The organism is Amphritea atlantica (genome assembly GCA_024397875.1).
In the GTDB taxonomy this organism is placed as follows: Bacteria; Pseudomonadota; Gammaproteobacteria; order Pseudomonadales; family Balneatricaceae; genus Amphritea; species Amphritea atlantica_B.
On record CP073344.1, the window covers coordinates 3,995,837 to 4,009,303 of the forward strand.

Here is a 13,467-nt window from a genome sequence, read left to right on the forward strand (position 1 = left end):
TAAAGTGTTAAGGTGTTTTCTCAGACAGCTGCCAGACTCAAGCGGGATTCAGACCACTGCGTATTGCTCATCCCGCCCCAGCCAGCGCTGAATAATCGCATCGCTGAGTTGCGGGTCAGAGGCAACCTGGCTGGCAACCTGCTTAACCCGGGTCAGCAGATCAGCATCCCGCTGCAGGTCGGCTACTTTAAATGACATCATACCGGTCTGACGGGTGCCCAGCACCTCCCCCGGGCCGCGCAGCTCCAGGTCTTTTTCAGCAATACGGAAACCATCGGTGGTTTCGCGCATGACCGCCAGACGCTCGCGGCTCTGCTGTGAAAGCGGTGCATGATACATCAGCAGACAGAAACTCTCGACCGATCCCCGCCCCACACGTCCTCTCAGCTGATGCAGCTGCGCCAGCCCCAGACGCTCCGGGTTTTCGATAATCATAACCGAGGCGTTGGGCACATCCACCCCCACCTCTATCACGGTGGTGGCCACCAGCAGATCCAGTTCTGCGGCTTTATAGCGGGCCATAATCTCAGCTTTCTCTGCGGGCTTCATGCGCCCGTGAATCAGGCCTATACGCAGCTCTGGCAACGCCTCATGCAGTTCTTCTGCAGTCACCTCAGCCGCCTGACACTGCAGTGCCTCTGATTCTTCAATCAGGGTACAGACCCAGTAGATCTGGCGTCCCTGATGGCAGGCATCCTGGACCCGCTGAACCACGTCTGCGCGGCGCTGATCCGAAATAACCACCGTATTGACCGGCGTTCGTCCGGGCGGCAGCTCATCGATGATGGAACAATCCAGATCCGCATACGCACTCATTGTCAGTGTCCGGGGAATCGGGGTGGCGGTCATTATCAGCTGATGGGGGGCGCGGTGATCACTACGGCCCTTCTCCCGTAGCGCCAGACGCTGATGGACACCAAAACGATGCTGTTCATCGACCACCACCAGCCCGAGGTTCGCAAAACGAACTTCATCCTGAAACAGCGCATGGGTACCCACCACCACCTGCGCCGAACCGTCCCCGATGACTTCAAGCTGTGTCTGCCGCTTTTTACCTTTCAGCTTTCCCGCCAGCCAGGCGACCTTAAGCCCTAACGGCTCCAGCCAGCTGCTGAAGTTGATAAAGTGCTGCTCCGCCAGAATCTCGGTCGGTGCCATCACGGCCGCCTGATAGCCCCCCTCAACCGCCTGTAGTGCAGCCAGCGCAGCAACCACGGTTTTTCCTGAACCAACATCGCCCTGCACCAGGCGCAACATCGGATAAGGCTGACAGAGGTCGGCAGATATCTCCTGACTGACCCGCTGCTGTGCGCCGGTAAGCGGGAAGGGCAGCTGTTGCAGAAAACGATCCCGGTAACCGCCATTTGCCACAAGTGGCGGAGCCCCTGACTGACGGGCGCGCTGACGCAGTTTCAACAGCGACAGATGGTGCGCCAGCAGTTCTTCAAACGCCAGCCGCCGCTGCGCCGGGTGGTAACCGTCCAGCAACTGTTCCTGATCTGCATCCACGGGGGGCCGGTGCAGAAAACTGACCGCATCATTAAGGGGTGGTAAGCGCCACTGCTGACGCAGCTGTTCCGGAATCAGCTCGGTCAGCGAACCCTTCTCCAGATACGCCAGAGCGCCATCCGTCAGCGCCCGCAAGCGGGCCTGATTCAGTCCCTCGGTGGTGGGGTAGATCGGCGTCAGCGACTCCTCCACCGGGGTGATCACCGTATCATCCACCCGGCGATACTCAGGGTGATAGATTTCCAGTCCGCTGGCACCGGTGCGCACCTCACCGAAACAACGGATCCGGGTACCGGTTTTGAGGTTATTTTTCTGGGCCGCAGAGAAGTGAAAAAAACGCAGCGTGATCGTGCCGGTGCCATCCTGCAACCGGCACACCAGACTGCGACGGCGGCCCATGGCGATATCGGCGCCTTTAACCTCGCCCTCAATCACGCCCTCATCACCGGGGCGAAGGCTGCCAATCGGCATGATCCGGGTACGGTCCTGATAACGCAACGGCAGATGAAACAGCAGATCCTGCAGGTTATGGATATCCAGCTTTTCCAGTTTCTGCTGCAGCGCGGCGCCGACCCCTTTCAGCTCGGTAACCGGGCGTTGCACGAGGGGACACTCGTTCATATCAGTCGTTCATATCCGCTACAGGGCAACTGTTCAGCGCTTCAATCAACAGATCTATTGCCTCTGGACGGGGAAAACTTGCACGCCAGGCGAGCCCCACAGAACGTACCGGAGCCGGTGATTTGAACGGTTTGGTTACCACCATATCAGACTGATAATAGCCACCCGTGGCCGATCGGGGGATGACACTGGCACCCAGCCCGGAGGCCACCATCATACGGATCGTTTCAAGGGAACTGCCTTCGGTAATGGTGTGCTTATCCGCAGCGTTACTTGAAAGAGTTGGGCAGGCTTCCAGCACCTGATCACGGAAGCAGTGGCCCTCTCCCAACAGTAACAGATCCTGCTCATGCAACGTCTGACTATCAATCTGGTCCCGGCCCGCCAACGGGTGGTCCTTAGGCAGCAACATCATAAACGGTTCATCGTAGAGTGGCCGGGTGAGAATATCCGGCTCGTCGAATGGCAGGGCAACGATGATTGCATCCAGCTCGCCATTGCGAATCTTAGGACGCAGATTTTCGGTAAAATTCTCTTCGATATAGAGCGGCATCTTCGGCGCCCGTTTCTGCAGTTCCGGCACCAGCTGAGGAAACAGATAGGGACCAATCGTATAGATAGCACCTACCCGCAGGGGACTGGCCAGTTGGTCTTTGCCCTCCTGAGCAAGATCCTTAATCGATTCCGCCTGTTCCAGTACGGTCTGCGCCTGACGCACCACTTTCTGACCTACCGGCGTTACCCGAACCGCATGTTTACTGCGTTCAAACAGCGCAGTACCCAACTCATCCTCGAGTTTTTTAACAGCGATACTCAGGGTTGGCTGACTGACAAAACAGCGCTCAGCAGCGCGTCCGAAATGTTGTTCCTGGGCCAGGGTAACGATGTAACGTAACTCAGTAAGAGTCATTCGGGGCTTTCCTTTGTTATGATACTGACTCAACCTGAAACAGGGTAAGTACTTTGAAGCATAAGTTAAACAGAGACCAGATTCTAATCGCCGGTTGCGGTGATGTCGGCAGTCAGCTGGGACTGAGCCTGGCTGCCGAAGGACACCAGGTATTTGGCCTTCGACGTAATATAAACCAGCTGCCCCCGGGTATCCAAGGAATTGCAGCTGATCTGAGTCAGCCTGACACGCTTATTAACCTGCCGCAACAACTGGACACGCTTTTCTATGTGGTGGCGGCCGGTTCCCGGGATGAATCGGTGTACCGGCAGGCTTACCCGGGTGGCCTGCAAAACCTGCTGCTGGCATTGCAACAACAGAGCATCCACCCCCGCCAGCTGTTCTTTATCTCCAGCACCGCCGTCTATCACCAGCACAGTGACGAATGGGTCGATGAGCGCAGCGCTACTGAGCCGGATAACTTTTCGGGCAGGATTATGCTGGAGGCGGAGCAGATCGCTCTGCAAAGCAGCATCCCTGCGACCGTCGTGCGTTTCAGTGGCATCTACGGCCCCGGACGCAACTATATGCTGACACAGATCAGCCGGGGTATCGGCTACCCCTCTGAGCCGCCGCGCTACAGCAACCGGATTCACCGGGATGATTGCGTTGGCACGCTGCTACATCTCTGGCGGTTGTCACAGCATCAGACACTGGAGCCGGTCTATCTGGCCAGTGATGATCAGCCAACACCGCTCCATGAGGTGGGAGACTGGCTGGCAGAACAGCTGGAGGTAACGATAACCGAGAGGTCTGCACGCAGAACCATTGGCAGTAAGCGCTGCAGTAACGCCCTGCTGAAACAGAGCGGTTACCGCTTCAAATACCCGAACTACCGCGCCGGATATCCACAACTGATAGATGAGTTTAAAAACTGACCGTCTGAGGTCAGCATCTGCTTACTTCTGATCGATATGGGGATCCCGCAGCAGCGGATCCAGATCTGCCGGAGTCTCGGTATGGTGGTAATACTGATAGCGGTTAAAGCGGTATTCCATAAAACGGAACAGGGCAATGATCAGCGCACTGATCGCCAGGTAGACAACACCGGCGGCAAGAAACATCTCCAGCGGGGTATAGGTGCGGGCGATAATAGTGCGCGCCATACCCGTCAGATCGAGCAGGGTGATGGTACTCGCCAGGGCACTGCCCTTGAGCATCAGGATCACCTCGTTGCCATAAGCCGGCAGCGCAATACCAAACGCCCGGGGCATAATGATCCGGCGAATCTGAATCGCCTTACTCATGCCCATCGCTTCAGCCGCTTCAACCTCACCGGTAGGAATCGCCTGAATGGCACTGCGAAACAGTTCAGCACTGTAAGCTGCGGTGTTCAGACTGAAGGCGATAATGGCACACCAATAAGGCTGCTTAAGCATCGGCCAGAGAAACGACTCCCGCACCGCTTCAAACTGAGACGCGCCGTAGTAAACCAGAAAAATCTGGACCAGCAGCGGGGTGCCGCGGAAAAAATAGATATAGGCAAACGGCAGCGCTTTGATCCACGGCCGCTTTGAGGCCCGCATCAGTGACAGTGGTATCGCCAGAGCGATACCGATCAGACCGGAGATCAACACCAGCTCCATGGTCAGCCAGGCACCTTCCAGTAAGCGGGGAAAATATTTCCAGATAACATCCCATTCCCAGGTCATCCGCGATCTCCCCTGGCAGCCGGATTAGCAGCCCGTTCCATAAACATGGTAAACCCTGTGGTCGCGGCGGTCAGTAACAGATAGATGCAGGCCGCCACCATGAAGAAAGTAAACGGCTCTTTGGTGGAGCTGATGGCCACCTGGGACTGACGCATAATATCGTTCAGGCCAACCACTGAAACCAGTGCGGTATCCTTGAGTAACACCTGAAACAGATTCCCCAGGCCGGGAATCGCCAGACGCCAGACCTGCGGCAGGATAATGCGGAAAAAGGTCCGTGAGCGGCTCATACCACAGGCCAGTCCTGACTCCCACTGGCCTTGCGGAATCTCCATCATCGCCATGCGGAACACCTCTGTAGCGTAGGCGCCGAAAGCAATTGATAACGCCGCAACCCCGGCAACAAAAGGCCCGATTTCGATATACTCGGTATAGCCAAAACTTCCGGCAATCCACATCAGCAACTGGGAGCCGCCAAAATAGATCGTTAATACCAGCAACAGCTCAGGCAGACCCCGTACAAGGGTGGTATAGCCTGTCGCCAGCCAGCGGGCGATGGGATTTTTTGACAGCTTAGCCGCCGCACCGGTCAACCCAAAAACCAGCCCCACCAGCAAACTGGACAGGGCCAGCTGGATGGTAACCCAGGTTCCGGATAACAGCAGATGGCCAAAGCCTTGCAAGTCCATGAAATTCGCCTAAAAAACGGGCCGGTCAGAGCCGGCCCCGGTTATAAATACGATAGTCTGACAGCCACTTAATAGATCGAAAACGGGAAATATTTCTCGTTGATCTTAGCGTAGGTGCCATCGGCAACAATCGCCTTAATCGCGGCACTGAACTTATCTTTCAGCGCGTCACCCTTGCGTACCGCAATACCGATCTCATCGTTGATATCGATATCTTCGCCGTTGAACGCAAAACCCTGACCATCATCAGAGCGCAACCAGTCATAGGCCGGGAACTTATCCGACAGCAGGGCATCCAGACGGCCGGTCGACAGATCCAGATAAGCGTTATCCTGGGTGTCATAGAGTTTCACATTAACCACATCACCCAGATTATCCTCCAGATACTGACCCGCAATAGTAGCCCGCTGAGCACCGACAGTCTTGCCTTCAAGACCTTCTTTAGTGACCACAACATCACTGCCTTCCGGGGTTACAAACGCCAGTACATTGGAGTAATACTTTTCAGAGAAATCGACTACCCGCATCCGCTCCTCGGTGATCGACATAGAGGCAACAATGGCATCGTATTTACGCGCCCGCAGGCCCGGAATTATTCCGTCCCAGTCCTGTGCGACGATTTCACAGTCGGCCTGCATCTGGGCGCAGAGCGCTTTGGCAATTTCAACATCAAAGCCGATCAGCTCACCGTTTGAGTCAACCATATTAAACGGTGCGTAGGCGCCCTCAGTGGCGATGCGGATCTTATCCCCCGCAGTTGCCATCTGAGCGGTCAGCAGACCGCCGGCAATAAGGGCGGCTGTGGCAAACACTTTACGTATATTCATCATCTTTTTCCCTTCAAACATTGCATTGTTTCAGTAAAAATTACGCTTTCAGAACCTGTCACTGAGCAAAAGCTCAACGATGACTGGCCATAAACTCCTGTACCCGCTTTGACTTCGGGTGATTAAACACCTGATCCGGCGGCCCCATCTCTTCGATCTGCCCCTGGTGCAGAAAAATCACCTGGCTGGAGACATCTTTGGCAAAGCGCATTTCATGGGTAACAATCAGCATCGTGCGCCCCTCTTCTGCCAGCTCTTTCATTACCGCCAGCACCTCGTTCACCAGCTCCGGGTCGAGCGCGGAAGTTGGTTCATCAAACAACAGCACCTGCGGATCCATCGCCAGCGTCCGCGCAATCGCTACCCGCTGTTTCTGACCGCCAGAGAGGTTATCCGGGTAGGCATTTCGCTTATCCGCCAGACCGACTTTTTCAAGCAGCTGCTCAGCCCGGGTGATCGCTTCAGCTTTGGGCTGCTTCAGCACCTGAATCGGCGCTTCAATAATATTTTCCAGAATGGTTTTATGGGGCCATAGATTAAAGTTCTGAAAAACAAAACCGATACGCGAGCGCATCCGTTCCAGCTGCTTGCGGTTTGCGGCGACCAGATTGCCATCTTTTGCGGGTTTCAAGTCGAGGCTTTCATCCCCAACGGTAATCTCTCCCCGGCTGGGGTTTTCCAGCAGATTAATACAGCGAAGCAGGGTACTTTTACCTGAGCCACTGGAACCCAGAATAGAGATAACATCACCATCATAAGCGGTCAGGGAGACCCCTTTCAGCACAGCAAGATCACCGTAGGATTTATGAATATCTTTCAGCACCAGGGCTGTTGGGGCATTCGCCATGATCAGGCTTCCGTCTGGTATTTATTGTTCCGCGGGTAACGGTTAATAAAGTGAAGGATAGCACTCAACTCGTCAACTGATTGCTAGAGAGAGTAAGCAGGATCGACTGCCGCTATCACAAAGGTTTCCTATCAGAAACTTAATTGAATCAGACAATTGTCCACAAAAAAGACGCGGAAGCAAACAAAAATAGAGCTGAGAAAAAACTGAGTCCCCATTACTGAGGACTCTGTGTGACGCGGGAGATCAGAAAATCTCCCTGAAGAGGGCGCTGTAAAAGCGCTTGTGCCTGACTAAACGCTGACCATCAGCTACCAAACTGACTCAGCAGAGTTTCCTGAGCGCTGATCAGCTCTTCGCCCTCCCCCGGCTTATTGAGTGTGTAACTGCCATCGGAATGCAGCATCCAGCTACGGCTGTTGTCGGCCAGATAAAGATCCAGATCGGACTTAACCCGCTCCGCCAGTTTTCCAGTCAGCGGAAATCCGGTTTCAACACGGTTCAGCATATTGCGCTCCATCCAGTCAGCACTGGAACAGAGCACTTCGGGCTTACCTTTATTGCCAAAATAATAGACCCGGGTATGCTCCAGGAAGCGACCAATAATAGAGCGTACGGAAATATTCTCGGAAATTCCCTCGATACCCGGACGCAGACGACACATACCACGGACAATCAGCTCTATCTTCACCCCTTTCTGCGATGCCTGATAGAGTGCACGAATCAGCTGAGGCTCGGTCAGGCCATTAATTTTGACGATAATGTGTCCATGTTTCCCATGCTTTGCTTCACGCTCTATCATCTCAATCATGCGTGAGTGCAGCGTGAACGGCGCATTATGCAGTTTTTTCAACCGCAGGATTTTGCCCATACCGGTCAGTTGCTGGAAGATTTTGTGCACATCTTCACCGACATCAGCATCGCTGGTCATATAGCTGTAATCGGTATAGAGCCGTGCTGTTCCCGAATGGTAGTTACCGGTACCCAGATGAGCGTAGCGAACCAGTTTACCCTCTTCGCGACGGACAATAAGCATCATTTTCGCGTGGGTTTTGAAATCAACCACACCATAGACCACCAGCGCCCCGGCTTCCTGCAAACGTCCGGCCAGTTGCAGGTTCGATTCCTCATCAAAACGGGCCCGCAGTTCGATAACGACGGTCACCTCTTTACCGCTTCGGGCAGAATCAACAAGTGCATCAACAATATCGGAGTTCACACCGGTACGGTACAGGGTCTGCTTAATTGCCAACACCTTAGGATCTTTAGCGGCCTGACGCAGCAGATCAACCACCGGTGAAAACGACTGAAACGGGTGATGTAACAGCTCATCTTTCTGACGCAACACTTCAAAGATGTTTTTATGCTTATATCTGCCAGACATTCCCGGCGTAAAGGGTTTCCAGCACAGATGTTTGCAATCAACCAGGTCTCGCAGCGCCATCATTCGGGTGAGGTTCACCGGACCATCGACTCGGTAGGTGTGGGCTTCATCCAGGCTGAACTCACGCAACAGAAAACGGATCAGGTTTTCCGGGGTACGCTGATCCACCTCAAGGCGTACTGCATCACCATATTTACGCGAGTGCAGCTCACCCCGTAGGGTGCGGGCCAGATCTTCAACTTCCTCTGAATCAAAGGTAAGGTCGGCATTACGGGTGATACGGAACTGGTAACACCCTTCAACCTTCATGCCCGGGAACATCTCATCGGCAAACTCGTGAATGATGGAGGAGAGAAAGATCAGGTTATCGCCGCCATCACAGAGATTATCCGGCAGACGGATCAGCCGCGGCAGAGAGCGGGGCGCAGGGATAATCGCCAGACCACTTTCCCGGCCAAAGGCGTCTTTGCCGTCCAGTTCAACGATAAAGTTTAGGCTTTTATTAACCAGGCGAGGAAACGGGTGGGACGGATCCAGACCGATGGGGCTGACAACCGGCTGAACCTTCTCTTCGAAAAAGACCCGGATCCACTCCTTCTGCTCATCGGTCCAGTCCCGGCGTCGCTGAAAATGGATATTTGCATTTTTCAGCTGCGGAAAGATGGTTTCGTTGAGAATTTTATACTGCCGTTCTACCTGGGTACTGCAAATCTCGCCAATCCGGTTCATCACCGCCTGAGGGTGCATCGCATCGGGACCGACTGACTCCCGGCCATACTTTAGCTGAGACATCAGTTCGGCGACCCGAATCTCAAAAAACTCATCCAGGTTACTGGAAAATATCAGCAGAAACATCAGCCGTTCCATCAGCGGATGCGTCTCATCCAGGGCCTGTTCCAGCACCCGGATATTAAACTGCAAATGACTCAGCTCGCGGTTGATATAGAGTTCCGAAGCCTTCAGATCCAGCGGCAGCTCTTCAACCGGTTCAGTGACGGCAATCGCTTCGCGGCTTTCAACCAGAGCAATAGATGCTTCGTTTGACGCATCGGCATGCACGGCTTCCAGTTCAGCGACCTGCTCCGGGCCAGTTCCCTCAACACCCGCGTCAGCAACCTGGGCTAATACCTGTTCCTTAATCTGCTCTGTCATTACTGCACCCTTCAACCACTTTTTGTTTTCATCATCCCTGCAATGACTAAATGTCACTCATTCAGCAACTGCGCAGCCCGCTTGGCAAAATAGGTCAGAATGCCATCACAGCCGGCCCGTTTAATACAGGTCAGAGATTCCATCATCACACTGCGCTCATCCAGCCAGCCGTTCTGAAATGCAGCCATGTGCATCGCATACTCACCGCTGACCTGATAAACGAAAGTAGGGACTTTCAGTTCATGTTTAACACGACGGACAATATCCAGATAGGGCATACCCGGTTTGACCATCACCATATCGGCGCCCTCTGCCAGATCCAGTGCAACCTCGTGCAGCGCCTCATCACTGTTAGCAGGGTCCATCTGATAATTAAACTTATTCCCCTTACCCAGATTTCCGGCCGAACCTACCGCATCGCGGAAAGGCCCATAGTAAGCACTCGCATACTTAGCAGAGTACGCCATAATCCGTGTATTCACATGGGAGTTGATTTCCAGCTCTTCACGGATCGAACCGATACGTCCATCCATCATATCGCTTGGCGCGACAATATCAGCACCGGCTTCTGCATGGGACAGCGCCTGCCGCACCAGCGTATCCACAGTGCGATCATTTAAAACATAGCCGCTGGCATCAATAATGCCATCCTGTCCATGGGTGGTGAACGGGTCCAGGGCCACATCGGTAATAACGCCCAGCTCAGGGCAGGCATCTTTGAGGGCCTTAACGGCGCGCTGTGCCAGACCATCAGGATTGTAAGCTTCTTCCGCCAGTTCGGTTTTGACACTCAGCGGTGTCACCGGGAACAGGGCGATGGCAGGTACGCCTAGAGACACCAGCTCGCGGGCTTCCCTGACCAGAAGGTCGATGCTCATTCGTTCAACGCCCGGCATTGAAGGCACCGCTTCACGCTGATTCTCCCCCTCAATAACAAACACCGGATAGATCAGATCATCAGGCGTCAGCACGTTTTCACGCATCAGACGACGGGAAAAATCATCGGCCCGCATACGACGCATACGGGTTTCAGGGAAAAAACGCTGACTATTTGTAAATGACACGGAAATCTTCCTCCAGGAGCGGCTATTTGACCAGAAAACAGTTACGTTATTATGACAGAAGCAACTTGGTAACGACTATATATAAAGCACTATACTTGGTGATGAAGAGCATTGTTAATGCTGGCAGGTTTTTGCTGACAGATTCCGGCCTTCACACACAGGGGAGTACAGATGATGAAGAAAGTTGCAGTGATATTATCAGGATGCGGTGTTTACGATGGTTCCGAAATTTATGAGTCCGTTTTGACGCTGCTGGCGATTGAACAGGGCGGTGCCGGCTATCAGTGTATGGCACCAGACATTGACCAGATGCATGTCATCGACCACCGCAGCGGCGATGTTATGCCTGACCAGCAGCGCAATGTACTCACTGAAGCCGCGCGCCTGGCCCGAGGTGAGATTATAAATCTGGCGGAGGCAAACCCTGCTGACTATGATGCCCTGATTATCCCGGGAGGTTTTGGCGCAGCAAAAAATCTGAGCAATTTCGCTGTGGCTGGCGCTGCCGCCGTGGTTAACCCGGATCTGATCAACTTTGCCCGGGCAATTCACGGGGCGGGGAAACCGGTTGGCCTGATCTGCATCGCACCGACAATGACACCACTACTGTTCGGCGAAGGGACAACCTGCACCGTCGGCAATGATAAAGCGATTGCCGCGGCTATTGAGGAGATGGGTGGCCGGCATCAGGAGTGCGACTGCAGTAACATTATCGTCGACGAGACCCGTAAAATTGTAACAACGCCCGCTTATATGTTAGCTGGCAGCATCAGCGAAGCGGCCAGCGGTATTAACAAACTTGTTGATAAGGTGCTGCAACTTTCCTGATCGCTGTTATTATGAATCTCAAGAATTAAAGCGATACGATAGTGAGTAGTTCTATGCCATCAGTGAAGTTTACCTGTTATCTCAGTCCGCCCCTGGCGCTCAGGTTGCACTGATGCCCCGTTCACTATCCCTGCGTATCGGCCTGATCATTACTGCGATATCCGCAGCACTGACTCTGGTTATATTGCTGATCGGTTTTTATCTGATCAGCGATAGCCATACCGGACAGCTAAACAACCTGTCACTGGATAGCCTCGCGATACTGGCTGCAGTCTTTATCGTGTTACTGCCACCCATATTTATCCTCTCCCGGGTGCTGGCCGGAAAACTGCTCAGTCCCCTGCATGAATTAACAGCAAAAACCCGCAGCTACACCATCAATGGAGACTCCGTCAGCTTTGAACTGGATTCTGACGATGAATTTGGCCAATTAGGTAAATCCCTGCAGGATATGCAGCAAAGCCTCAGAGAAAGTCACGCCAAAATGGAAATGATGGCTTACCGGGACTCTCTGACCGGGCTCTCTAACCGCAGGGGACTGCATCAGGAACTGAGCAAACTGATCCTGTGGGCACGCCGACAGGAGAGCCGGATCGCTCTGCTGTATATCGATCTGGACCATTTTAAACAGATCAATGACTCCTCCAGCCATGCCTATGGTGACCAGGTGCTGAAAGATATCGCTCAGCGGCTGCTGCAGGCAGTGCAGCAACAAACGCAGCATACACAGCTGCCTTTTCCCGAAGAGCTTCTGGTGTCGCGCCCCGGCGGCGACCAGTTTGTTGTCATGCTGCCCGATATCCGCCAGGTCGAGGAAGCAAAGCAGCTCAGCAATCGTATTATCGACGCGGTGCAACGGCCTGTTACCGTCAACGACAGATGCTTTAATCTCTCCTGCAGTATCGGTATCACACTCTATCCTGATGATGCCAACAGCGCCGAGCGGATGCTTAAACACGCAGATATTGCCATGTATGAGGCAAAGCGCTCCGGACGTAACCGTGCCTGCTATTTTCTTCCCGCGATGCACCGTCAGGTCGAAGAAAGAGTCATGATCCAACAGGGGATCAGCACGGCCATTGCTGAAAACGAGTTGTATCTTGAATATCAGCCAATTGTTCATCTGCAAAAAAACAGAGTGATCGGGGCGGAAGCACTATTACGCTGGCACCACCCTAAACGGGGCCGCCTGGGACCCGAAACCTTTATTCCGGTGATTGAGGAATCTGATCAGATTGGTGACCTGACCGTATGGATTATTGAAACCGTGGCCGCTGAGCTCAGGCACCTGCCGGTTCAGAAGGATGGCATCAAACTGTCGATCAATATCTCCTCCGCGATTCTGAATAAACCGGAGCTGGCACAGCAGGTTAACGATGCGCTGCTGAAGGTTGAGGCTCCCGATCACCGGCTCTGCCTGGAGATCACTGAAACCAGCCTGATGACAGATATCGATAACACCCTGCCCCTGCTGCAGCAATGGAAAGCAGCAGGTTACAGCATCTGGATCGATGATTTCGGTACTGGCTATTCATCCCTGAGTTATCTGGCGCGGCTACCCATTGACGGGGTAAAGATTGATCGCAGCTTCATCCTCGACTTTGACAATTCCAAACCCATCATAGAAGCGATTATCGCCCTCGCCGACACCATGAACCTGCTGACGGTCTCAGAAGGAATTGAGACGCCTGAACAGCAAAAGTCGCTGATCCGGCTGGGGTGTGATTTTGCGCAGGGTTATCTCTATTCAGAGCCGTTACTTATCGGTCTGTTACAAGAAAAACTGGAGCTTCAGGCGCTCAGAGAAGCTCGTCAGACACTTAAATTCAGCCCCCGCAGAAAAACTAAATTCCCATTTTAAAGCAGTTATAAAAAACGCCGGGGCCCCACCGCGTAATAACCAATCTGTGGATACCATTAACGAGGGATTGACCTGTATCACTTT

Annotated in this window: 11 protein-coding genes; 3 read left to right on the forward strand and 8 right to left on the reverse strand. The window is 53.6% G+C overall.

Features of this window, described 5'->3' with window-relative positions; genetic code table 11:
• Window positions 1-48: 48 nt before the first annotated feature.
• Window positions 49-2,130 carry an ATP-dependent DNA helicase RecG gene (recG, locus tag KDX31_18425; GenBank protein ID UTW03269.1) on the reverse strand — a complete coding sequence of 694 codons (2,082 nt, stop codon included), beginning with the start codon at window positions 2,128-2,130 and terminating at the stop codon, window positions 49-51.
• A 1-nt stretch (window position 2,131) separates the two neighbouring features.
• On the reverse strand, window positions 2,132-3,040 hold the full coding sequence (locus KDX31_18430) for a hydrogen peroxide-inducible genes activator (protein ID UTW03270.1): 909 nt from the start codon (window positions 3,038-3,040) through the stop codon (window positions 2,132-2,134).
• 53 nt (window positions 3,041-3,093) lie between these two features.
• Here KDX31_18430 and KDX31_18435 point away from each other — a divergent pair, with 53 nt between their 5' ends.
• Entirely contained in the window at window positions 3,094-3,957 is an 864-nt protein-coding gene (locus KDX31_18435) for an SDR family oxidoreductase (protein ID UTW03271.1), read from the forward strand.
• Between the two features lie 21 nt (window positions 3,958-3,978).
• Here KDX31_18435 and KDX31_18440 read toward each other — a convergent pair whose 3' ends face one another.
• The 6 genes from KDX31_18440 to hemB form a co-directional block, all read right to left on the reverse strand.
• Window positions 3,979-4,731 carry an ABC transporter permease gene (locus tag KDX31_18440; GenBank protein ID UTW03272.1) on the reverse strand — a complete coding sequence of 251 codons (753 nt, stop codon included), beginning with the start codon at window positions 4,729-4,731 and terminating at the stop codon, window positions 3,979-3,981.
• The gene (locus KDX31_18445; protein ID UTW03273.1) at window positions 4,728-5,420 is read right to left on the reverse strand and encodes an ABC transporter permease; all 693 of its coding nucleotides are present in this window, start codon (window positions 5,418-5,420) and stop codon (window positions 4,728-4,730) included. The genes KDX31_18440 and KDX31_18445 overlap by 4 nt, the downstream gene beginning before the upstream one ends.
• Before the next feature lie 68 nt (window positions 5,421-5,488).
• Complete coding sequence (locus KDX31_18450) at window positions 5,489-6,247, reverse strand: ABC transporter substrate-binding protein (protein ID UTW05450.1); 759 nt, start codon at window positions 6,245-6,247, stop codon at window positions 5,489-5,491.
• Between the two features lie 73 nt (window positions 6,248-6,320).
• Complete coding sequence (locus KDX31_18455) at window positions 6,321-7,094, reverse strand: ATP-binding cassette domain-containing protein (GenBank protein UTW03274.1); 774 nt, start codon at window positions 7,092-7,094, stop codon at window positions 6,321-6,323.
• 307 nt (window positions 7,095-7,401) lie between these two features.
• Complete coding sequence (gene ppk1, locus KDX31_18460; protein ID UTW03275.1) at window positions 7,402-9,630, reverse strand: polyphosphate kinase 1; 2,229 nt, start codon at window positions 9,628-9,630, stop codon at window positions 7,402-7,404.
• Between the two features lie 53 nt (window positions 9,631-9,683).
• Window positions 9,684-10,694 (reverse strand): porphobilinogen synthase, encoded by a 1,011-nt coding sequence (gene hemB, locus KDX31_18465; GenBank protein ID UTW03276.1) that lies wholly within the window; start codon window positions 10,692-10,694, stop codon window positions 9,684-9,686.
• A gap of 174 nt (window positions 10,695-10,868) precedes the next feature.
• On the opposite strand from hemB, the gene elbB reads away from it, so the two are divergent.
• Complete coding sequence (gene elbB, locus KDX31_18470; protein UTW05451.1) at window positions 10,869-11,522, forward strand: isoprenoid biosynthesis glyoxalase ElbB; 654 nt, start codon at window positions 10,869-10,871, stop codon at window positions 11,520-11,522.
• A 112-nt stretch (window positions 11,523-11,634) separates the two neighbouring features.
• Entirely contained in the window at window positions 11,635-13,383 is a 1,749-nt protein-coding gene (locus tag KDX31_18475) for an EAL domain-containing protein (protein UTW03277.1), read from the forward strand.
• Window positions 13,384-13,467 lie beyond the last annotated feature (84 nt).

Excerpts from the sequence above, each read along its gene's own strand:
- KDX31_18445 (UTW03273.1), bottom strand. The coding sequence starts at position 5,420 with ATGGACTTGCAAGGCTTTGGCCATCTGCTGTTATCCGGAACCTGGGTT.
- KDX31_18440 (UTW03272.1), bottom strand. The coding sequence starts at position 4,731 with ATGACCTGGGAATGGGATGTTATCTGGAAATATTTTCCCCGCTTACTG.
- KDX31_18450 (UTW05450.1), bottom strand. The coding sequence starts at position 6,247 with ATGAATATACGTAAAGTGTTTGCCACAGCCGCCCTTATTGCCGGCGGT.
- recG (UTW03269.1), bottom strand. The coding sequence starts at position 2,130 with ATGAACGAGTGTCCCCTCGTGCAACGCCCGGTTACCGAGCTGAAAGGG.
- KDX31_18475 (UTW03277.1), top strand. The coding sequence starts at position 11,635 with ATGCCCCGTTCACTATCCCTGCGTATCGGCCTGATCATTACTGCGATA.
- KDX31_18430 (UTW03270.1), bottom strand. The coding sequence starts at position 3,040 with ATGACTCTTACTGAGTTACGTTACATCGTTACCCTGGCCCAGGAACAA.
- KDX31_18455 (UTW03274.1), bottom strand. The coding sequence starts at position 7,094 with ATGGCGAATGCCCCAACAGCCCTGGTGCTGAAAGATATTCATAAATCC.
- elbB (UTW05451.1), top strand. The coding sequence starts at position 10,869 with ATGAAGAAAGTTGCAGTGATATTATCAGGATGCGGTGTTTACGATGGT.
- ppk1 (UTW03275.1), bottom strand. The coding sequence starts at position 9,630 with ATGACAGAGCAGATTAAGGAACAGGTATTAGCCCAGGTTGCTGACGCG.